This window comes from Candidatus Omnitrophota bacterium, assembly GCA_028716245.1.
In the GTDB taxonomy this organism is placed as follows: Bacteria; Omnitrophota; Gorgyraeia; order Gygaellales; family Profunditerraquicolaceae; genus UBA6249.
This window is the reverse complement of sequence record JAQUQW010000002.1, coordinates 77043-98342: the sequence shown is the minus strand read 5'-3', so window position 1 is coordinate 98342 and position 21300 is coordinate 77043. Positions and strand designations below refer to the sequence as shown.

At 43.4% G+C, this 21300-nt stretch carries 23 protein-coding genes; 3 read left to right on the top strand and 20 right to left on the bottom strand.

Annotation, left to right across the window (positions count from 1 at the left end; genetic code table 11):
- Positions 1 to 37 precede the first annotated feature (37 nt).
- The 14 genes from PHG87_03985 to PHG87_03920 form a co-directional block, all read right to left on the bottom strand.
- Positions 38 to 469, bottom strand: coding sequence for a DUF86 domain-containing protein (locus PHG87_03985; GenBank protein MDD5477347.1), 432 nt, complete (start codon positions 467 to 469; stop codon positions 38 to 40).
- Complete coding sequence (locus tag PHG87_03980) at positions 459 to 842, bottom strand: nucleotidyltransferase domain-containing protein (protein MDD5477346.1); 384 nt, start codon at positions 840 to 842, stop codon at positions 459 to 461. Before PHG87_03980 ends, PHG87_03985 begins: the two co-directional genes overlap by 11 nt.
- Positions 835 to 1482: a response regulator transcription factor gene (locus PHG87_03975; GenBank protein ID MDD5477345.1), complete on the bottom strand. Its 648-nt coding sequence runs from the start codon at positions 1480 to 1482 to the stop codon at positions 835 to 837. Before PHG87_03975 ends, PHG87_03980 begins: the two co-directional genes overlap by 8 nt.
- On the bottom strand, positions 1473 to 2825 hold the full coding sequence (locus PHG87_03970) for an ATP-binding protein (protein ID MDD5477344.1): 1353 nt from the start codon (positions 2823 to 2825) through the stop codon (positions 1473 to 1475). Before PHG87_03970 ends, PHG87_03975 begins: the two co-directional genes overlap by 10 nt.
- 47 nt (positions 2826 to 2872) lie before the next feature.
- Positions 2873 to 5086, bottom strand: coding sequence for a secretin N-terminal domain-containing protein (locus PHG87_03965; GenBank protein MDD5477343.1), 2214 nt, complete (start codon positions 5084 to 5086; stop codon positions 2873 to 2875).
- Positions 5070 to 6581 carry a secretin N-terminal domain-containing protein gene (locus PHG87_03960; GenBank protein MDD5477342.1) on the bottom strand — a complete coding sequence of 504 codons (1512 nt, stop codon included), beginning with the start codon at positions 6579 to 6581 and terminating at the stop codon, positions 5070 to 5072. The genes PHG87_03965 and PHG87_03960 overlap by 17 nt, the downstream gene beginning before the upstream one ends.
- Positions 6578 to 7231: a hypothetical protein gene (locus PHG87_03955; protein MDD5477341.1), complete on the bottom strand. Its 654-nt coding sequence runs from the start codon at positions 7229 to 7231 to the stop codon at positions 6578 to 6580. The genes PHG87_03960 and PHG87_03955 overlap by 4 nt, the downstream gene beginning before the upstream one ends.
- Complete coding sequence (locus tag PHG87_03950; GenBank protein ID MDD5477340.1) at positions 7231 to 8055, bottom strand: AAA family ATPase; 825 nt, start codon at positions 8053 to 8055, stop codon at positions 7231 to 7233. The genes PHG87_03955 and PHG87_03950 overlap by 1 nt, the downstream gene beginning before the upstream one ends.
- Positions 8056 to 8283, bottom strand: a complete 228-nt coding sequence (locus PHG87_03945; GenBank protein MDD5477339.1) for a MerR family transcriptional regulator — start codon at positions 8281 to 8283, stop codon at positions 8056 to 8058.
- A 336-nt stretch (positions 8284 to 8619) separates the two neighbouring features.
- On the bottom strand, positions 8620 to 9135 hold the full coding sequence (locus PHG87_03940; GenBank protein MDD5477338.1) for a PadR family transcriptional regulator: 516 nt from the start codon (positions 9133 to 9135) through the stop codon (positions 8620 to 8622).
- On the bottom strand, positions 9132 to 10079 hold the full coding sequence (locus PHG87_03935) for an acetyl-CoA carboxylase carboxyltransferase subunit alpha (GenBank protein MDD5477337.1): 948 nt from the start codon (positions 10077 to 10079) through the stop codon (positions 9132 to 9134). Before PHG87_03935 ends, PHG87_03940 begins: the two co-directional genes overlap by 4 nt.
- A gap of 5 nt (positions 10080 to 10084) precedes the next feature.
- Complete coding sequence (locus PHG87_03930) at positions 10085 to 10894, bottom strand: L,D-transpeptidase family protein (GenBank protein ID MDD5477336.1); 810 nt, start codon at positions 10892 to 10894, stop codon at positions 10085 to 10087.
- The gene (locus PHG87_03925; GenBank protein ID MDD5477335.1) at positions 10894 to 11349 is read right to left on the bottom strand and encodes a divergent PAP2 family protein; all 456 of its coding nucleotides are present in this window, start codon (positions 11347 to 11349) and stop codon (positions 10894 to 10896) included. Before PHG87_03925 ends, PHG87_03930 begins: the two co-directional genes overlap by 1 nt.
- A complete protein-coding gene (locus tag PHG87_03920) occupies positions 11349 to 11927 on the bottom strand; it encodes a hypothetical protein (GenBank protein MDD5477334.1) in 579 nt (192 codons plus the stop codon). The genes PHG87_03925 and PHG87_03920 overlap by 1 nt, the downstream gene beginning before the upstream one ends.
- A gap of 94 nt (positions 11928 to 12021) precedes the next feature.
- Here PHG87_03920 and PHG87_03915 point away from each other — a divergent pair, with 94 nt between their 5' ends.
- Positions 12022 to 13551, top strand: coding sequence for a YifB family Mg chelatase-like AAA ATPase (locus PHG87_03915; GenBank protein MDD5477333.1), 1530 nt, complete (start codon positions 12022 to 12024; stop codon positions 13549 to 13551).
- A 57-nt stretch (positions 13552 to 13608) separates the two neighbouring features.
- Positions 13609 to 14085, top strand: coding sequence for a transposase (locus PHG87_03910; GenBank protein ID MDD5477332.1), 477 nt, complete (start codon positions 13609 to 13611; stop codon positions 14083 to 14085).
- Between the two features lie 40 nt (positions 14086 to 14125).
- Here the strand turns inward: PHG87_03910 and PHG87_03905 are convergent, their stop codons facing one another.
- Both PHG87_03905 and folE read right to left on the bottom strand, forming a co-directional pair.
- Positions 14126 to 15127: a PKD domain-containing protein gene (locus PHG87_03905; protein MDD5477331.1), complete on the bottom strand. Its 1002-nt coding sequence runs from the start codon at positions 15125 to 15127 to the stop codon at positions 14126 to 14128.
- On the bottom strand, positions 15127 to 15720 hold the full coding sequence (gene folE / locus PHG87_03900) for a GTP cyclohydrolase I FolE (GenBank protein MDD5477330.1): 594 nt from the start codon (positions 15718 to 15720) through the stop codon (positions 15127 to 15129). The genes PHG87_03905 and folE overlap by 1 nt, the downstream gene beginning before the upstream one ends.
- 112 nt (positions 15721 to 15832) lie before the next feature.
- On the opposite strand from folE, the gene PHG87_03895 reads away from it, so the two are divergent.
- Positions 15833 to 16228, top strand: a complete 396-nt coding sequence (locus PHG87_03895; GenBank protein ID MDD5477329.1) for a response regulator — start codon at positions 15833 to 15835, stop codon at positions 16226 to 16228.
- A gap of 12 nt (positions 16229 to 16240) precedes the next feature.
- Here the strand turns inward: PHG87_03895 and mnmE are convergent, their stop codons facing one another.
- From mnmE to PHG87_03875, 4 genes are read right to left on the bottom strand one after another with little or no spacing between them, the layout of a single operon-like run.
- On the bottom strand, positions 16241 to 17623 hold the full coding sequence (gene mnmE / locus PHG87_03890) for a tRNA uridine-5-carboxymethylaminomethyl(34) synthesis GTPase MnmE (GenBank protein ID MDD5477328.1): 1383 nt from the start codon (positions 17621 to 17623) through the stop codon (positions 16241 to 16243).
- Positions 17616 to 18965 carry a bifunctional folylpolyglutamate synthase/dihydrofolate synthase gene (locus tag PHG87_03885; GenBank protein ID MDD5477327.1) on the bottom strand — a complete coding sequence of 450 codons (1350 nt, stop codon included), beginning with the start codon at positions 18963 to 18965 and terminating at the stop codon, positions 17616 to 17618. The genes mnmE and PHG87_03885 overlap by 8 nt, the downstream gene beginning before the upstream one ends.
- A gap of 3 nt (positions 18966 to 18968) precedes the next feature.
- Positions 18969 to 20525: a bifunctional phosphoribosylaminoimidazolecarboxamide formyltransferase/IMP cyclohydrolase gene (gene purH / locus PHG87_03880; protein ID MDD5477326.1), complete on the bottom strand. Its 1557-nt coding sequence runs from the start codon at positions 20523 to 20525 to the stop codon at positions 18969 to 18971.
- 8 nt (positions 20526 to 20533) lie between these two features.
- Positions 20534 to 21235, bottom strand: a complete 702-nt coding sequence (locus tag PHG87_03875) for a DUF933 domain-containing protein (GenBank protein ID MDD5477325.1) — start codon at positions 21233 to 21235, stop codon at positions 20534 to 20536.
- Positions 21236 to 21300: the final 65 nt, after the last annotated feature.

The following is a 21300-nucleotide window of genomic DNA, read 5'->3' as shown; positions in this document are numbered from 1 at the left end:
CAAATTGGACATTTTTAATCTTAAACATGATATCCCCTTATCTGCTAACTCTTGCCAATACTGCTAAGATTTCTTTCTTAAATCTCCTAAAATCTTTTAATTTTGTCTTTATTGCTTTAAATACAAGTTCGTCATCCACGGCTGCATATTCGTGAACCAAAATATTCCTAAAACCTTTCATTTCTTTTAAAATCACCGCCATCTCCTTAGACAATAATTTTTTCTTTTGCATTTTATCAAAAAGGTCATTCTCCTCAGCAGGCAATCCTAATCTCATCCCCGAAACAAAAAATTTGCAAATATCGATTACAGCTTCAATGGAAAGCTGTAATAACCTTTCACAACTGCGTTTTTTTTCGATTACCTGGTATTCTTTAAATTTCAATTTTGCCGGGGCAATCTGTTCAAGCTCATCAAGATAACCATCAAGCTCATCAATTTTCACCAAAATCCTATTTTTATCTAACATTTCCTACCTCCATTAAATAATCACGGTAAATATCTCTATAATCTTCAAATTCCGTAATCGTGTTAAAAACACTTTGATATAACTCATCTTCATTCGCGCAAAAAAGTTTTTTCCCATCCTTTATCACCCTCATTTTAATATAAAGAGGCAGCTGTTGAAAAATCTGCACATCTAAATCGAATACCTTAAGATATTCAAACCTTTTCTCAGAAAGGCCTAAAGAAGAATACCTGCCTGGTTTCAATATTAAACAAATATCTATATCACTTGTTTTATGTCCTTCTCGCCGCGCTAGGCTGCCGAATAGAAATACCGCCAGAATTTCATCATCCTGCCGTGCTATTTTCAAAATTTTATCTACCTTCTTAAGCATCGAGAAATTTATTCTCCAATGAATATTTAATCAGGTCGCTGGTCTTATGTAAATTCAGCTTTTTAAGTATGCTATTTTTGTAATTTTCTACTGTGCGGCGGCTCAAGAACATGACTTCGGCGATCTCCCTGGCGGTTTTACCTTCCGCTACCAGGCGCAGGACATCCTGTTCACGCGCGTTTAAAATCTTTAACCCTTTTGGTATTTCTTTTTTTTGGGAATCCTGCATTGTCTGCGCCAAATAGTCAGAGATTTCTGAACCCAGATAAGAACCTCCGGAACTTATGCGCGATAAAGCCGGGATAAGCTCTTCGGCAAGATTATCTTTATTGATATAACCGTTAACCCCGCAGCGTAAAGCCTTTAAGATATATGTGCCTAATTTATAGACCGAGATAATGATTATCTTTGTCTGTGGGCTGAGGCGTTTTATCCGGCTGATTATATCCAGCCCGCTGAGTTTGGGCATCGAAATGTCCAACAGCATAATGTCCGGTTTAAAGTCTTCGGCGGCTTTTAAAGCCGCTTCTCCGTTGGCTGCTTCAACACAAACCTCATACTGGGTGTGTTTTTCCAAAACGCTTTTTACGCCGGTGCGGATTATATCATGGTCATCAACGATCGCAATTTTTATGGGCATATTATCGGAAGTGTTACGGTAATGCTCGTCCCTTTTCCGGAAGATGAATTTATTTGCATTGACCCGTCGAGCACCTCCACCCTTTCTTTTAAGCCGATTAGCCCAAGCCGGAATTTATCTTCCCTGCGCCTTAAGAATTTCCTGGCGTCCTGATTGTAATCAAACCCCTGCCCGTCATCGCGGTAAAATAATTCTATGGAATTTGCGTTTTTATTGATACTGACTTCCACATTTTTAGCTTTTGAGTGCTTGATCATATTCGTAACCAGTTCCTGCACTATGCGGTAAATTAACAAGCTGTACTCCGGAGCCAACGCAAGGCTGCCGGCGGGTTTTTGAAAAATATATTCAACGCCGCTGAGATGGCTGGATTCTAAAAGCAGCGACTCTAAACTTTCCAACAATCCCACTTCATCCAAATCCGGAGGCCTGAGCAAAAAGGCAATGTTGTGGCTTTTGTCAATAAGTCCTGCGGTTATCTTTTTGCATTCTTCGACTTTTGCTTTCAAATCTTCTTTTGCTTCCGCCAGCTCCTGAGAAACAAGCCCAAGGTAAATTTTTAGCGCGCTTAAATCCTGGCCCATTTCATCATGCACCGCCGCGGAAAGATTTTTCCTTTCGTTCTCCTCAATATTAATCATCCGGTTAAAAATTTGCTGGCGGTAGGAGCGCTCCTTGATTCTTCGGCGATATACAGAGAGCGCGATCAATATCCCCACAATCAGCGCGCTGATTAAACTGATTTTTAAGAAAAAAATCGCCTGCTGCTTATCCGCGTTAGCCAAAAATAACTGCCGCTGCACATCTTCAAGATTGGATTTACCCATAAAATTATTCAAAAACTCGTCTATTTTATAAATACGGTTCTCAAAGTTCATCAGCAGGTTATTTGTAGCCTCGTTGATTTTTCCGGATTCCTCTTTATCCGCTGATTGAATAATTTTTTTGCCAAGCGTAAAAGCCTCATCGAATGAAACAGTAATTTGATTTGCCCACTCTTTTTCCTGGCCTAAGTATGCGCTTTGGCGGTAAATCTTAAGCTGGTTTTTAAAATTTTCTCCTACGGCAAAAACTTTATCCACGTTTACCGCTATCGGCATGGCGTTCAAATAGCGGAAGGCGCGCCAAAAAACATAATTGCGGATACCCATGGCATAAACCGCGTTATTTATACGCATCTCCAGCACGGCGCTCTGCCGCTTTAAATTATACCTGCCTAAACCTTCGATCTTACGGCTTAATCCCTGGATCTGGGCTATGCCAAACAGGCCGATTAAAAAGGTAAGCAGGATTAAAAACGCAAACGCCAGAAGCAATTTCTTTTCTTTAAAATTTATGTTCATTATTTATCGAAACTGTTTCCAAGTTGTTCGGGACATGGGGATGATACCTACCCCCCTGTCCCGATTGAATCGGAAACAGTTTCGCCTTTGTTGCTCTCAAGTTCTTTTATCCGCTGTATAGCCTTTTTTGTCCATTCGCTATTTTGATCGCCGTATAAAACGCGTTTGCGCCAATACTCTAAAGCTTTGGTAAAATCTTTGCGATTTTCATTAAATAAAGCTAAATTTGAATAGGCCGGGCAATAACGCTCGTCAGCTGAAACGGCCTTTAGATACATCTCCTCGGATTTCTCGGGCTTACTCTCCTGCTCATAAATAATCCCTAAACTATTGTAAGCGGCGGCGTATTTTTTATCCAACTGCGCGGCTCTTATAAAATTACGGATTGCTTCTTCATTATCGGAATCCGCCTGCGCGCGCAGGCCTTTTTGGTAATATTCTTTGGCGGCTTCTCTTGGGCTGGATTTCTTTACTTCGGCGGCAACTGTTTGTTTGACCGCTGCCTTTTCTGCCTTTTCTGCCGCCTTTGCCAATTTGTCTGCGGCGGTCCTTTCGGCTGTTTCTTCGGCAGCTACCTCTATTGCCTGCTTCTTGGCCAATTCTTCCTTCATCTTTTCAGGAGTAAATAGCCCCTTATCTATTGCTTTATCCCTGACTACCTTGTTTTGCAAGCGCTCCGGTAAATTCTCCATCGGCAATATTTTAGTTATCTCATCCCCTCTTAACCCCGCGTCGCCGCGCGACAGGTGCGGGGTAAGAAAAATAATTACTTCGGTCCTCTTGGTATCCTTCACGCGATTGCTAAACAATACTCCTAAGAAAGGGATTTTTGACAATACCGGCCAGCCGTTGATTGTGTCGGTCTTCTCAACTTTAGTCATTCCGGCGATCATAATCATCATCCCGTCTTTTATTTTTACGACACTTTCTGACTGAGAAGTTTGCACTATTGGAACAACGCTACCCAGAGAAGTAGTAAGCGTCCTGGTAACAGAACTGACTTCAGGTTTTATCTTCATCGTAATAAAATCATCGGCGCTGATTTTAGGTACAACTTTTAATTTAACACCAACATCGATAAACTCTACGGTTTCAGAAGTTACGGTGGTCGCGGTTGCCTGGCTTTGCGTCTGAGTAATATACGCCTCGCGCGTACCGACCATAATATTGGCTTCTTCGTTATTGACTACGGCAATCCTCGGCTGGGAAACAACATGCGTAGTTCCGTAGGTATTTAGAAAATTCAGGATCGCCTGGTAATGATTGGTGGCAAAGGTACCCACTGAGATTTTCTGAGTTATTGCCCCCACTGCCGTTAAAGCGGCTAAAGGAAAATTCCCGGAAAAATCCAATCCATTCATTGCCGCAGAACTCCATAGCTTTTCCCAGTCTATCCCCCTTTGGAATTGATTATCCAAAGTAAGCTCGACGATATCGGCTTCAATATAAACCTGGCGGGATTCCTCGTCTATCTCACGCACCAGCATCCCTAACTTATCTATTTTTCTGGGCAGGTCCGAAATTATGGCCTTGCCGTTTCTTTCATCGATAATTACCTCGCCTGTACCCGGAGTAATGGCGGCGTTAAGCTGGGTTTTGGCATCGGCAGGCTTAATGTAATTAAGGTCATAGATAGCGGTAGTCAACGGCTGGTCTAATTCTTTGATTGTTTTTTGAAGCAGTTCCAGCTTTTCCGGGATATCGATCAGGATTATCGTGCCGCTGGCTTCATCAACTACGATTTTACCGACATCGGATTTAAGCTGGCCGAGCGCGTTAAAAATTATGGAAGGCTTGGCGTAGGAAAGCTTGACTGTTTCAATTTTTCTCTGGTCAATATAATCCCGGCCATACATTTTTTTGTATTCGGCTTCACTCATCACATAATACACGTTATCTTTTTTGTTTAGGGCCAACCCTTGAGTAAGCAGGATAATATCCAGGACGTCATCAAAGGCAACCTGGCTTAAATAGATGGTGATGCGGCCGGAAACATCCTTGCTGGGAACGATTGTCCTTCCGGTTTTAAGCGAGACAATCCGCAATAACTCAACAATATCCACATTTTTCAGGTCCAAGGATATCTTATCCTTCGGACTCTCTTCAACTATCTGATCTTCCTGCGCGGAATCGCTTTTTGCGCCAAGCGGGCTGATTAAAGATAGCAGGATAAATAGGGACAGCGACCATTTTTTACGAATCCAAAGGTTTTTGAAAAAATGGTCGCTGTCCCTATTTATGAGTTTATTGTTTGCTTTCACTCTTTACCTCACGGCTGATATTGTTTGTTCCGGTTATTATTGTAGGAGTTATAAATATAACCAACTCTTTTCTTTTCTTTTCCCTTCCCCTCGTAGAAAATAAATGGCCCAAGATGCGCAGGCGCGATAAGCCAGGCAACCCTGAATCACTTTTGTCATTTTCTTCTCTAAGCAGTCCGGCGATAATCAGCATATTGCCGTCTTTTACTTTAACCACTGTCTCGGATTGCGAGGTTTCCACTATCGGCACAACCGTGCCGGCAGTTGTGGTTAATGTGCTCTGCACTGAACTGACTTCAGGTTTTATCTTCATTGTAATAAAACCATCGGCGCCAATGGTCGGCACAACCGCAAGTTTTAACCCAACATCGATAAACTGCACGCTTTCCGCGGTAAGGGTCGTGGATTGTCCCTGGCTTTGGGTCGAGGTTACATAAGCCTCGCGCGTACCGACAAGTATTTTAGCTTCCTCCTTATTGACCACAACAATCCTTGGCCGGGTAAGCACTTTCGTAGAGCCGTAAGTACTAAGCATATTCATTACTATATTATAATGGTCCTGGGCTAATGTGCCTAAGCTGATCTTTCCATAATTGGAAAGCGCCGGGCTTATGGGAAAATTCCCCACCAACTCCAGGTTATGCAGGTCCGCTTGGTTAAAAATCTTATCCCAGGCAATACCGCTTTGGAATTTATCATCGATCGTAACTTCAATAATTTCGCCGGTAATCAGCACCTGGCGCGATTGTTCGTCAAACTCCCGCATAAGTTTCTTTATCCGGTTTAAGCGCTGCGGCAGGTCATAAACAACCACCTTGCTGCTTCTTTCATCCACGATTATCTGCCCGACTCCCGGAGTAATCAGTTCATTAAGGTAATTTTTTATATCGGTAAAACGCGCGTAGTTGACATCAAAGACCAGCGTCTCCAGGGGCCGGTCAAGCTCTTTTATCGTATTAGCCATAACTTCCATGGATTGCGGAGTATCTATAATAATGACGGTGCCGGTTGAATCATCGGAAATAATCTTGCCCAGCTCGGATTTCAGGGAATTGATCACATTGAGCACGTTTGCCGGCTTAGCATAAGCAAGCTTAAAGGTGCGGGTTTCCTTGCGCTCTCCGAATTTCTTTCCGTAGGCCTTTTCATATTCTGCCAAAGTCATTACCTTGACTACATTTGCCTTTCTTTCATAAGCCAAATCCTGCATGGTAACAATTACATCCAGCGCATCGGAAAAGCTTAAATCATTCATAAATACCGTGATCCTCCCGCTGACCTGCGGAGACGGAATAATCGTTATCCCGGTTTTCGCGGAAAGTAATTTAAAAAGTTCGTTAATATCAACCCCCTTTAAATCCAAAGAAACTTTATCGGTAAATGTTGCTGACGGCTCAGACGCTTTAGCAGCTTCAACGATAATATCTTCGGCCAAAACCAATCCTGCAAAGGACAAAATAAAAACCGCGCATAAAATAAGCTTTTCTAACTTCATCTTAACTCATATTCCTTTAAGCCGGCCGGGGTGGTTACCACCAAAATAGCCGAAGTCCGTGAAATCTCTTTAATCTTGAACTTATCGCCAAGCGATTCGCCTTTTTTTAAAGTATATGTCCGAGAGTCTTTGGAATTTTCAATCATCACTTCAGGATTACGCGACCAGATAATGCCGACAAGTTTCAGGGCCTTGACCTCTTCGGTTATATCCGGGCCCTCCTCCTGCACAGGAACACTGCGTTTTTCGCCAAAGGGAAGAAAAAAATCCCTGGTGATATTCTGATTGGCGATGTTTTTGCGCATCAACCCTTGAGCCTCTCCGGCGGATATTAATTTTATTATTGCCGAGCTATCCCTGGGGGTAAAAGAAATAGAGTTGGATTTAGAAATTATTGAACCGCTGATAAGGATATACAAAAACATAAACGTTAGGAAAACTGCCAAACCAATCAAGCCTTTATTTAAAACGAGTAAATTAACCTTTAAGTCTTTAAGCTTCGATTTTAGTTCAAGAAAATTAAGTTTAACGGCCAGGGGATGGGCGGCCAGCCTTCTTGCCCCGACGGACATAGCTCCCGGGTGTTTAGGTTCCCCGGTGCCCTCAATAAGTTTAAGTAACCTCTCGTCAGAAGTTTGCTTGTCGATCATTACACTACGCTCCTTGCGACTAAGTCACGGATAAGCGCCCCATCGATAACCGTTTTGTTACCCATAATCAGGTTTCTTAGCGCGTTATGGCAAATCAGGTTTATTCTGCGGGGATACCCTTGGCTGTAATGCTGGATTTCATTAACTGCTTCGTCTGTAAAGAGTTTCAACTCTGTATTAAACCCGGATTGCCTGAGGCGAAAACTAATCAGATCCCGCGTTTCCGGCTCATCCAAAGGATTGATCACGTATTTAAGCACAATCCGGTCAAAAAAGTTTTTTATCTCCTTGATCCGCGGCAAAAGTTCCATCTGCGCAAAAAGCACCAACTGCAGTAATTTAAATTCATTTGTTTCATAATTCAGTAAAACGCGTAAAATTTCCAGCGAATCGGCGTTTAACTTCTGCGCTTCATCCACCACCAAAACTATGGTTTTATTCTCTTCAACCCCTTTTTGGAAAAGGTGTTTTTTAATCGCCTCTTTATAATCAAGGATGCTTGCTTTGCCCTGGATCTGGTCCTGGATATTGAATGTGCGCACTAATGATTCCAGAAAAAGCTCCTCGCTTTGGGCGGTAGGGTCCATAATCATATAAAAAAGCATATCCGGGCGCTCTTTGAGCATTTGAAAAAGTTTACGCGAAAGGGTTGTCTTGCCTACTCCAACATCGCCTAAGATGACGCTCAAACCCCGGCGCAGGCGTATTTCAACCAGCAGGCGCATCAGCGCCGCCTTATGCTCATTTGACTCGTAAAAAAATTCCGGGTCAGGGCTGTTGGAAAAAGGCTCTTTTTTTAGTCCAAGGACCGAATAATAGCTCATTTAACCCTTTCTTAACAGATCACAGATAAGTTTCAGGGAATACCCCCGGCTTTTAAGGTCATTGACCTTCTTTAAGCAGGCGCTTACCTGCCGGGAACTATAAAGCCGGTTATTGGCGTTCCTTTTCTTGACCATCAACAGGCCTAAATTTGTATAGTAGTTTATCGTCTGATAGGAGATATTGTGGATTTTGCTGATTTCACCCGGTGAGATCAATATTTTAGCCATTATGTTTCCTCCATTTGAAAAAATCATTATGGTATGTTATAGCAATTACTATATTATATATGAAATAATATATAAAATAATATGTTTTGTCAAGCACTATTTTACTTTTTTTACTGATTTTGCCGACGGGGGCATAAAAACTTGCTGTCCGCCTTAAAAGAAATGGGACGTTTCTATTTTTTACAGCTTCAACTTTAAAAAAATATAAACGTCCCCCTATTGAACCGTTACCTTGTTCTAACCATAGTATTTTCAACGTCTTTTATGCCTAAATAAATAGGGACAGCGACCATTTTTTGGAAGTTTAGCTTAGAGAAAAATGGTCGCTGTCCCTATTTAAATTTTTTGGAGGAGTGAACTCAGGAAGGAAGACTCGGCACGCAGCAGGCAGAGATTATGTTCCATAATCCGGGAAATCGCCAGGGATTCTTTTAATTCTTTGGTTTTTAGCATCTTTTCTATGCCGCTGGAGATCTTTCCTAAAATTTCCAGCCTCTTCTTTAGCCGGCGCCGGGCTAAAGCTGGTTTCAAGAAGTTGAGGAAATATAAACTTAGGTCAAGAGTAAACTGGGGGCGCGTAAAATCCAGCAGGTTTTTATTAAGCAATATCTCAAAGCGCTCTTTACCCTTTTCGGTAAGGCAATAGACAAAACGCCTTGGCCTGCTGCCTAATTTATCCGCGCACTTGGTAAGCAGGCCTTTTTTTTCTAAAATTCTTAGGGGGTAATATATTGACTTTAACTGGACTCCGGCAAAAGAGGAGAGGATTTCGCGCGCTTTTACCTTAATTTCGTAACCGTGCTTGGGGCTTTGGCGTAACAGGCCTAATAAAATTAGCTCCTGCTCAATCATCCGGTAACACCCATTGACCTGAACTTCTTATACCTTAATTTAAGCAATGCTTCTTTATCCAAAAGCCTTAATTCCTTAAAATTCCTTAAAATTGCTTCCTTGATGTTTAAAGCGGTTTTTTGCGCGTCACGATGCGCTCCGCCCAGGGGTTCGGGGATTACCTCGTCGATAATGCCCATTTTTAAAAGATCCTGGCCGGTAAGTTTTAATACCTCTGCCGCTTGAGGGGCCTTGGCCCCGTCCTTCCAAAGGATTGCCGCGCATCCTTCCGGAGAAATAACCGAATAATATGAATTTTCTAAAACCGCCACCCGGTCAGCCACCCCCACCCCAAGAGCCCCTCCTGAGCCTCCTTCTCCAATCACAATCGCCATAATCGGCACGCTAATCGAGGCCATCTCCCGTAAATTCAGCGCGATCGCGTGAGACTGCCCGCGCTCTTCAGCCCCGATACCCGGATATGCTCCGGGGGTATCAATAAGGACTACGATCGGCAAATCAAATTCTTCAGCCAATTGCATTACCCGCAAGGCCTTGCGGTATCCTTCCGGATGGGCGCAGCCAAAATTGCGTTTTAAATTTTCCTTGGTGTCGCGGCCTTTTTGATGCCCGATGACCATAACCTTAATTTTATCCAGCTTTGCCAAACCGCAAATCATCGCCTTATCATCGCTAAAAAGCCGGTCGCCGTGCAGTTCCACAAAGTCCGACATAATCATACCGATATAATCCAATGTATAAGGCCGCTTGGGATGGCGGGCAAGCTGCACTTTTTGCCAAGCGCTAAGATTAATATAAGTATCTTTTTTTAAATGCTCCAGCTTCTCTTCGAGCTTCTTGATTTCTGAAGACAAATCAATCTTTTTTTCAGCCATAAAAGATTTAAGCTCTTGGATTTTTTTCTCTAGCTCTAGGATAGGTTTTTCAAAATCTAGTCCGGCCATAAGGATTAATCAATGACGGTAACTTCTGTCCCGACTGGGATAATATTGTAAAGTTCTTCAACATCAGAATTATTCAAGCGCACGCATCCCTGGGTTACCTGTTTGCCCAGCTCTTTTGGCTCGGTGGTCCCGTGGATGCCATAACCGGCTAAATCAAAACCCATCCAACGGGTACCCAGCACATTTTGCGCGCTTTGCGCCGGAACTATCGCCCCGGCCTTAAACCAGGTGGGATTGGTAAGTTTATTGACAATTTTAAATGTGCCCACGGGAGTGCAGTTATTTTTTCCGGTGGACACGATGTATGTCTTGAATATCTCTTCATCGCTTTTAAGCATAAGTATGTTCTGGGATTTATTAACCAGGACGCTAAAAGGCGCGTTCCAAATCTTTATTGCCCGGCCCGGAATTATCAGCGCATCATTGATATTATTGCTCTTCATAATCAACTCCGGAGTGGTTTTATGTTCGCGGGCGATCTTATTGATGGTGTCTCCGGGCCTGATCTTATAGACTATGCTTTTCGGAGTAACCACGGATGAAAATAATAATTTAATATTTATATCTTCAGCCTTCTTCTGCCAATACGCTACATCCGGGGACTCCGGAAAATCATTCACCAGTTTCTGATACAATAATTTTGCCTCAAGCAGGTTGCCTTTGGCCTCAAACTGGCGCGCTTGGTTCAACCAGATACGCACAGATGAACGGCCGGCCGGGCCAACCGGGTTGTTTATCTTTTTGCCGGCTAAAACCACCAAAACTCCCGCGATTATCGCTACCGCTATAATTATAACCAAATATTTTTTATTCATTAAGACCTCCTGTAAGATACCAAAGCAATAACAATACCTAAAAATAACCCCACAATTACTTCTACGGGAGTATGCCCGATAAGTTCACGCAAACGCAACTCCTGGATCTTGCCCTGCCAATATATATCCTCCATAATTTTATTTAAAATACCGGCCTGTTTACCCGCTGAGCGGCGCACTCCTTGAGCATCGAACATAACCACAATGGCAAAAGCAAACGCTAAAGCAAAATAAACGCTGTCAAATCCATGCTCAATTCCTATGCTTGTCCCTAAACATGCGGCCCCGGCCGCGTGGGCAGAAGGCATCCCGCCGCTGCCGATAAATAAGCGGAAATCAAACCTCTTCATCCGGATGACTCCGATGGCCACTTTAATCGTCTGAGCAATCAACCAAGCCGAGATAGTCGTCATCAAAACCTTGTTCCTATAAATCTCCGCGAAAAAATCTCTCATTATTTTTTAGTTTGGGCAGGAAGAACTTCGATCTTAACCTTCTCTAAAGCAGTTGGCTGGCTATCCCTGATCAAAAAACCCTGGTTGCCTCCTGCTTCCGAATCGGGACTTCTGCGCTTTTTGGCCTTTAACTCTTTGATTGCTTTTTTTAACTCAACAACCGAACTTAATTTTAATTTAAATCCTTCATTTTCCATATAAATACGTTTATGGCTGTCAATAAGAGCCCGATTCTCCGCCTTTAATATGGAGAGCCTGGCGCTTGCGTCCTCAAGATTATTCTGGCTTATGGCATTATCCCGAAAAAGGCGCCTAATCCTGTTCCCGCCTGCCCGTAGATATCCTTTAAGTTTCGCGTTTTTCAGCTCCAGTTGCTCTTTGGACTCTTTCTCTTTCTTTAAGTCTTGCAATAGGTTTTGCTTCTCTTGGGCTAAGACGGTAACCTGGTCCTGGGTTTGGACCAAGCTTTCTTGGAGCCTAAATCTTTCCCTTAATTCACTGACGTACTTGACCATACTAAAAACAGTAATACCCAGTAATAAGATAAGCACTATGTTCTTAACCGCATCCTTATTCATAAGCCTATATTATATAATCCTCGGCCTAAAAAGCAAGCTTTTTTCGGTTAGATTCCCCTGTTCAATACGTCTATTATCCTAGAAAGGAGAAACGATGATCTCAAAAATTTACAGCTTTGGCCTCTTGGGCCTGGAAGCCTACCCGGTTGAAATAGAAATCGATGTTGCCAGGGGGCTTCCGGTAGTTACCTTGGTCGGTTTAGCCGACACGGCGATAAAAGAAAGCAAAGAGAGGGTGCGCTCGGCAATCAAAAATTCGGGTTTCCAGTGGCCCGCGGAGAGAATAACCGTGAACCTGGCCCCTTCCAACATCAAAAAAGAGGGGGCATGCTTTGACTTAGCCATTGCTTTAGGCATTCTGGCGGCAACCAAACAAATTAATGAGGATCTTATTAAAAATTACTCTTTTCTGGGAGAGCTATCTCTGGACGGGCAGCTACGGCCAGTTCACGGAGTCCTGGCAATAAGTTTAACCATGGCAAAATTACCGCTGAAGAACCTTATACTTCCCGAAGAAAATGCCAAAGAAGCCGGGATTATACCGGAAATATCTGCCTGGCCTTTAAGAACTTTAAAAGAAGTCGTGCAATTCTTAGCCGACCCCGGCCTCAGGCAGCCATTTAAACTGGCTCCCGAAGAAATCCTTAAGACAAACGCGAATTACAGCCTGGATTTTTCCGAAGTCAAAGGCCAATATTTTGCTAAGCGAGCTATTGAGGTAGCTGTCTCAGGCGGGCACAATATTGTTTTGCTGGGGCCGCCGGGCAGCGGTAAAACTATGCTTGCCAAAAGAATCCCCACCATTATGCCCAGCCTCAGCTTACAAGAAGCCCTGGAAATAACCCGGATCCATTCAGTAGCAAAGGCATTGTTAAACAAGGATGGTTTTATCGGAACCCGGCCTTTCCGCTTTCCCCACCACAGTATTTCAGATATCGCATTAATTGGCGGAGGCAGCATTCCTAAGCCGGGAGAAATAAGCCTGTCTCATCATGGAGTTTTATTTCTGGATGAATTACCGGAGTTCAGCCGTAAGGCCTTGGAAGCATTGAGGCAACCGCTGGAAGATAATTTAATTTGCGTCAGCCGCTTAAAAGGGACTTTGGTTTTTCCGGCTAATTTTATTTTGGCCGCAGCCCTTAACCCTTGCCCCTGCGGGAATTATTTTAGCCCGCAGAAAACCTGCCATTGCAATACCACAAAAATCAGGAATTATTTAGGCAAGATTTCCGGCCCCCTGCTTGACCGGATTGATATACATATTGAAGTTCCGCAGGTAAAATACCGGGAATTATCCGAGATAAAAAACACGGAAACCTCGCAAGCAATCAGGCAGCGCGTGGAAAATGCGCGCGCCATTCAACGGGAAAGATTTAAATCAACGGGAATATTTTGCAATGCCCAAATGCAGAGTAAATTAATCAAGGAACATTGTCTTCTGGATGAGAACGCGCAAAAGTTGATACGGATGGCGATGTCCGAATTAGGGTTCTCCGCCAGGGCTTATGATAAAATACTGAAAGTTGCCCGGACGATTGCGGATTTAAACCAAGAGGAAATAATTTGCGCCGAGCATGTTGCGGAGGCAGTGCAATACCGAAGCCTGGATAAACTACTAAATTAAACCCAAAACCCGAAACTGTTTCCGACCCAATCGGGAAACGGGGGCTAAGGAGGAGAAATGACAAAAACAAGAATATTAATCGAAAACGCCTGTTATCATATTTATGCAAGAGGAAATCAGAAACAAATAGTTTTTATTGAAAAAAGTGACTTCGGGTTCTACCTTGGACAACTAAAACATTACAAAATGAAGTATTCTTTCCATCTATATGGTTACTGCTTAATGCCTAATCATGTCCATTTGATGGGGCAACCGGTCGTGCCGGAAAAATTATCTAATTTTATGCAATGCCTGCAACGTTCCTATACTGCTTATTATAATAAAAAATACAACAAGGTTGGCCATCTTTGGCAGGGTAAATTTAAAGCGAAATTGATTGTTAAAAATCGGTATGTGCTAGACTGTATTTCCTATATCGAAACAAACCCTGTAAGGGCAAAATTAGTAAACAGCCCCAAAGATTATACTTTTTGCAGTTACACGGAAAGAAATCTTGGTAATAATTACGGGCTTTTGAATAAATTTTTACTTTAGTTAACCCTGTTTCCCGATTAGCTGGGAAACTGTTTCGCCTTTAGGGGGTGGATACTTCGATTATTGAAGTGGCGCTGGAGGTTGAGCCTGCTGCGTCCTTGACTGTAAGGGTTACGGTAAAATTACGCGCTCCATAAACAGTACTCCAATAAGTGTTCTCGGGATTTTTCTTGGATGAGGTATCTCCGTCGCCAAAATCCCAATTATAAGAAACGATTTTGCCGTTTTTAGAATATGATTTCTGCCCGGAAAATTTTACCGTAAGCGGAGAATAACCTTTTATGGGTTTTGCAGTAATCACGGCAACCGGAGGCTCCAATACTGTTTTGATTGGTGCCGGTGCGGTGGCCAAGACCGGAGAAATTGGTTCTTTTATAACTGGTGTTTCGGTCTTAGGTGTTTCTATTTTTTTAGGAACTTGCGTCTGAACTGCCAAAGATACCGGTGGGGCTGGCGGCAAGGCCCCCTGAGCAAACGGCAAAACAACCGGCTCAGGAGATTTAGGCGTAACGGGGGTTTCAACAACTTTACTTTGTGGTAAATGTTCTTTGGCTAGATCTTGAGCGATATAGGCAGTAAGTTTTTCTTTTAAGCTGTTTATCCGGGCTTTCTCCAATGCCTCCCTCTCTTGATCCAGCCTGTCCATTCTTTCTTTATATTTAGGATTATGGTTGTATTTATAATCGGATACGGCAATAAACGGCCAACGTAAAACACCGCTCACAAAATCCATGCACATTGCCGGCACATCCCAGAGGAATTCTTTAAATCGGGACTCAATCTGGCCGCTCTGCTTATAATAATACTCAATTGTCGACCGGCGGCGCTTAAAACGCTCCTTGGCTAAAGCTAAATCCGGCAGGGTTTTTTCTTTCCCAATGGTATATTCCAAAATAGGATCCCCATCATAAGTAACCAAATAACCCTGATTTCCGGATGAAACGGATTTCTGAAATTTATAAGTAGCGCAGCCGGATAAAATAAACGCGAAAAATAACAAAATCAGAATTTTTCTCAAAGCTCTTTCTTCCTTTCCTTTCATTACCGCATTAAAGCCAGCGCTTCAGAACGGGTCTTCTCATTCTCTTTAAAGATCCCGCGCACCGCGCTGGTTACCGTCATCGTCCCGGGTTTCCTTACCCCGCGCATAGACATACATAAATGCTCAGCTTCGATAACCACCATTACTCCCAGCGGCTTTAACTTGCTCATCACGATCTCGGCAATTTGCGTGGTTAACCTTTCCTGAACCTGCGGCCGGCGGGCCAAAATATCCACTATGCGGGCAAGCTTGCTTAACCCGGTTACCCGACCGTTCTTGGGAATATAAGCGATATTTGCCTTGCCTAAAAAAGGCAAAAGATGGTGTTCGCAAACAGAATACAACGGTATGTCGCGCAGAAGGATAATCTCATGGTGCTTCTGGTCAAGAATAACCTCCAGCTCTTTTTCCGGATCCTGCTTAATCCCGGAGAATATCTCTTCGTACATTTGAGCAACCCGGCGCGGAGTGTCCAAAAGATCCTTCCTTTTGGGATCTTCACCGATAGCTTCTAAAATCTGACGCACGGCTTTTTCAATTTTTATTTTATTCATCGCGTTTCCTAAAGCCAATAAAACAGTAAAGTTATCCATTATTATCTAATGAAAATTGGCTTTCTGCAATAAGTTTTATTGACTATTGCCCAAAAATAATTATACTAATAAGCAAAGTTGAATACCCCTATAAAATAAACTTTTATTAATTATGGATAAGGCTCCGAAAAAAAGAATATTCGTCGTTGACGATCAGGAAGAAGTCCTCTCCCTATTAAAAGACTATCTAAGCGGTTCGGGTTTTGAAGTCATGGTTTGTAAAGAATCCAAGGATGTCTCAAGTTCCATTAATTCATTTAAACCCGACCTTATACTGCTAGATTTGCTTATGCCGGATCTTGGGGGATTTGAAATCTGCGAGATTTTAAATAATGACCCGCAAACCCAAGCTATCCCGATAATCATTATCTCCGGCCTTGGTGACTCGGTGGATATAAAGAAGGCCTCCGCGTTAGGGGTGGTCGGTTACCTGGTCAAGCCTTTTTCCTTAGCCAGCCTATCCAAGGAAATATCCAAAGCCCTTACCAATAAAGAAAACCTGTTTTGAGCTTTTAAAGCTTTATTTTCCGATACAAAAATCAGTAAAAATTCTCTCTAAAAGGTCTTCCGAGAAACTCCTGCCCAATATCTCATCTAAATAAACACAGGCATCCTTAAGGTTCTGGGCGATGAATTCCGGCGGCAGTCCACCGGTTAAAGCATCCCTGGCTTGATTGATTAGCTTCTGGGCGCTTTTAAGCGCGCGCGCATGGCGCAGATTACTCACTAACGTGAACTCCGGGCTGTGCAGTTTACCTTTATAGACAAGGCTGCAAAGGGCATCTTCCAGTAAATTGATATTTTTTGCGCTCCTGGCGCAAATCTCAACTACGTTCTGAAATACCCGGCTAATTTGATCTCTTTCAATGCGGACTTTTAGGTCGATTTTATTGATTACCGCGATCGCCGGTTTATTTTTTATTTCTTTGATTAATCTCCGGTCTCCTTCATCCAGCCGATGGCTTGCATCAAATAAAATAATTACCAGGTCCGCTAATTTAATATGCTCCCTTGAACGCTGGACGGCTTTCTTCTCGATTAGATCGCGCGGCTTAAGAATACCGGCGGTATCGACAATTTTTACCGGTATGCCTTTAATATCAAGCGTCTCTTCGATGGCATCGCGGGTAGTGCCGGCAATAGGAGTAACGATCGAGCGTTCTTTTTTAAGCAAAACATTTAAAAGGGAGGATTTGCCGACGTTGGGTTTTCCGCAAATGACCACATGGATACCTTCGCGCAATATCCTGCCGCAGGAAGCGCCTTCCAACAATTTATTTAACTGCGCCTCAATAGCTCTAAACCCCTGAAGCATCCCCGCGGCATCCTGTTGCGGGATCGACTCATCGGGAAAATCGATATTTGCCTCCATCGTTACTAAAATATCCAGCAGCTTCTTGCGCAGCTTATTTATTTCTTTTGACAGGCCGCCGCTTAGCTGCCCTAAGCTAACCTTAAGCGCCGAATCGGTTTTCGCCCGGATTATATCGATTACCGCTTCTGCCTGGGCTAGGTCAATCCTGCCGTTTAAAAAAGCGCGCCGGGTAAATTCGCCGGGCCAGGCAAGCCGGGCCCCCTTCTTTAAAGTTAAATCCAAAACTTCGCGCAGGGCCAAAATTCCCCCATGGCAATTTATCTCCACAACATCTTGGCGGGTATAAGACCGGGGCTTGCGCATAACTGAAAGGATAACCTCATCGGCGATCTTACCGTTATCAATGATTTTTCCATAATGCATGGTGTAGCTCTTAAAATCTACCGCCTTTTTTTTGCCGGCGGGAACAAATATTTTATCGGCGATAGACAAGGCCTTGCGGCCGCTGATACGCACGATACCAATACCGCCTTCGCCTTGAGCGGTTGAAATCGCAGAAATCGTATCTTCTAAATCATCTTTAAACATCCCTGAATTCTCCAACCACAAATAATGAACCGGTCACTAAAATTAAATCCTCTTTGCGCGCTATTTTCCTAGCTAAAATTTTAGCCTCTTTTACGCTTTGCGTCAAATATACTTTTTTCTTAAAATAGCCGGATAATTTCACAGGGTCAAGCGCCCGGGGGGTTGCGGCAGCCGTCAAGATAACCTCATCCGCCAGAGAGCTAAGTACCCTGCATATTCCGGCGATATCCTTATCATCCGAGATTCCCAAGACCAAAACAAGTTTTTTATATTTAAAGTTCTCTTTTATCGCTTTCTTTAAAACATCCACGGAGGAAAAATTTTGCGCCCCGTCCAAAACAATCCGGGGGTTGTTTTGAATCACTTCGCACCTGCCGGGCCAAATTGTGTTATAGAGGCCCCTGCGGATTTCCCAGCTGCCGATATGAAAACCGTAAAAACTCAAAACCTCAACTAATCCAACAGCCAGGGAAGCATTGGCCATTTGATGAGCTCCCAAAAGGCGCAGGCGCAGATGCTTATAAATTTTATGCAAACCTTTGATGGTAAACTCCCGGCCGGACTTAAAATATTTAATCTGCCTGCCCACTTCAAAAAACCTGGCCCGGAATTTTTTGCACCGATTATAAATAACTTTTGCCGCTTCTTTATCTTGCCGGGCGGAAACTACGATTGCCCCTTTGCTTTTGATGATCCCTGCTTTTTCCGCGCTGATCTTGGCCAGAGTTTTACCCAGTTTCTGCGTATGCTCAAGGCTAAGCGGGGCAATCCCGCAGGCAAGGGAGTCGGCAGTATTGGTAGCGTCTAACCTGCCGCCCATGCCGGTTTCTAAAATTGCAAAATCAACCTGCTTGCGCAAAAAATGCAGGAAAGCCAGCGCGGTATATACTTCAAAAAAAGAAAGCCTCCCGTATTTTGAATGGCGGTTGTATTTATTTATTACCGGTTTTAATTCCTGGACTAAACCGATTAGTTCATTTTTAGAGATCATGCCTTCAAAATCAAGGGACGAGATTGCTTCGGACACTTTGTGCCCTCGCAATGACGGCTTTATGGGGATCAAAATTCTTACTCTTTCTCTAAAATCATCCAGGTGGGGGGAAGTATAGAGCCCGACGGAAAAACCCGCTTCCCTGAGAATGTAGGCCGTGAAAGCGCAAGTCGAGCCTTTGCCTTTGGTGCCGGCAACATGAATCACGCGCAAAGAATTTTGGGGATCCCCGATTAAAGACAAAAAATCCCGCATACGGGCCAGCCGGATTGTTTCTTTATAGGAATAGTTTGTGTTTTTTTCGTAGTTAGCGAAAGAATTCAGGTATTCTAAAACTTGTGGGTAGGGCATACCTTAATGCTTGAAGTGCCGCAGGCCGGTAGTAACCATGGCAATCTTATATTTATCGCAGGCAGCGATAATTTCTTGATCGGCGATAGAGCCTCCGGGCTGGATTATCGCCTTGGCCCCGGCTTTATGCGCCCAGGAGATGGCGTCTGCTTTGGGGAAAAAGGCATCCGAAGCCAAACAGCAATTTTTACTTAAAGTTCCGGCTTTATTTTTGGCGATCATTACCGAATCTACGCGGGACATCTGCCCGGCGCCAATACCGACGGTCCTGGTTCCGCAAGCCAAAACAATGGCGTTTGATTTTACATGCTTGGCTACCTTCCAGGCAAAAATTAAAGTTGCCAACTCTTTTTTACTAGGCTTCTTTTTAGTGACAACCTTCAGGTTATTCAAATCCAGGGTTGCTAAATCTTTCCCCTGCAAAAGCATGCCGCCGCTGACGCGTTTGACCTGCGGCTCATCGATAATATTCAAATCCTTTAGCTCAAGCAGGCGTAAATTTTTCTTTTCTTTAAATAAATTTATCGCTTCTTGATCAAAACCGGGAGCGATAATGCATTCTAGGAATCCGCTCTTGAGTATGACTTTGGCGGTTGCCAAATCCATTTTTCGGTTTAAGGCCACAATACCGCCAAAAGCCGAAAGCTTATCGGTTTTCCAGGCATTTAAATATGCCCGGTCCAATTTTTTATCTTCCGCGGCTCCGCAAGGGTTATTGTGTTTAACGATTACCGCCGCCGGATTTTTAAACTCCTTGACCAATTCCAGCGCGGAGTCAAGATCCAGGATATTGTTAAAAGAAAGCTCTTTGCCTTGCAGTTGTTTTAAATTAATTAAGCCGGAGGATTTTCCTTTTTCCCTGTAGAAAGCTGCCTTTTGATGCGGATTTTCCCCGTAACGCAAATCTTGAATTTTTTCAAAAGCTAAGTCTAGCTCTTGCGGAAAATTTTCTGCTTCTTTTTTAGTTTGATAAAAATTAGATAAGTAATTATAAATTGCCGCGTCATATTTACTGGTGTGCCCGTAAACTTCCACGCCTAATTGACGCATTAAATCCTCGGATAAAGCGCCGTTATATTTTTTAAGTTCAGCGATTACCTGCGCATAACGCTGCGGATTACAAATTACCGCTACCGACTGATGGTTTTTAGCGGCTGAACGCAGCATGGAAGGCCCGCCGATATCGATATTCTCAATAACCTCTTCAATACTTGCCCCGGGTTTCTGCGCAGTCTTTTCAAAAGGGTATAAATTAACTACGACCATATCAATGGGGAAGATATTATGCTCAGCTAATGTCCGCAAATGTTCAGGATTATTGCGCAGGGCAAGCAGGCCGGCGTGAATCTTGGGATGCAGGGTTTTTACCCTTCCATCGAGTATTTCCGGGAACCCCGTATACTCAGAAACTTCGGTTACTACGATATCATTTTGGCGTAAAAGTTTTGCCGTGCCGCCGGTAGAAATAATCTCCACGCCGAAATTCCGCAACTGCCCGGCTAATTCCACAATGCCGGTTTTATCCGATAGACTAATCAGGGCCCTTTTGATTTTAACCATTTTTGAAATTATTTGTTGAACCGGAAATTAACTAAATCGGCGTCCTGCATAACGTATTCTTTTTGCTCAAGCCGCATTTTACCCGCCTGCTTGGCTCCGGTTTCTCCGCCGCAGGCAATAAAATCGGCGAAACTTATGATTTCAGCGCGGATAAAACCCTGCTGGATATCGGAATGGATTACTCCGGCTGCCTCCCAGGCAGTAGTGCCTTGCTTAATTAACCAGGCGCGATTTTCTTTATCGCCGACAGTGAGAAAACTTATAAAACCGCTCTCTGCCAATACCCTGGCCAACAAAACACCCAAATTCTCCAGTTCTTCTTTATTTATCACCACCACCGGCTTAAGCGTAAGCAAGCCATACCCTGAGATAACTTCTTTTTCCTGATTGGTTAATCCGATTCCGGAAATAAGCTCCTCTTTCTCCAGGGCTGCCTTCATTTTATTCAATATAATTTTTTCTTTTTCTTCCGGAGATTTACTCAGGCGGGTTTCCACAAAATCCAAATCGCGAAGAATTAAATCCATCTTGGCGTCTTTGGGAATAATTATAGCGTCTGCTTCGGCTGCCGCGTCCTCGCCGGCCAACTCTACCTGAGGATAAGTTTTTTTCTTGGCCTTAACCAGTTTATCCGCCTGGTCCAGTTTATCGTTTTTAACGTTATGTTTTCCCAAAACAACTTCGGGTATGGCAAAAGCGCTTATTTTCATAGGAATCCAGGGACCGTTTCTATTTTTCAATCAAATTAAACAAAAGAAAAATAGAAACTGTCCCT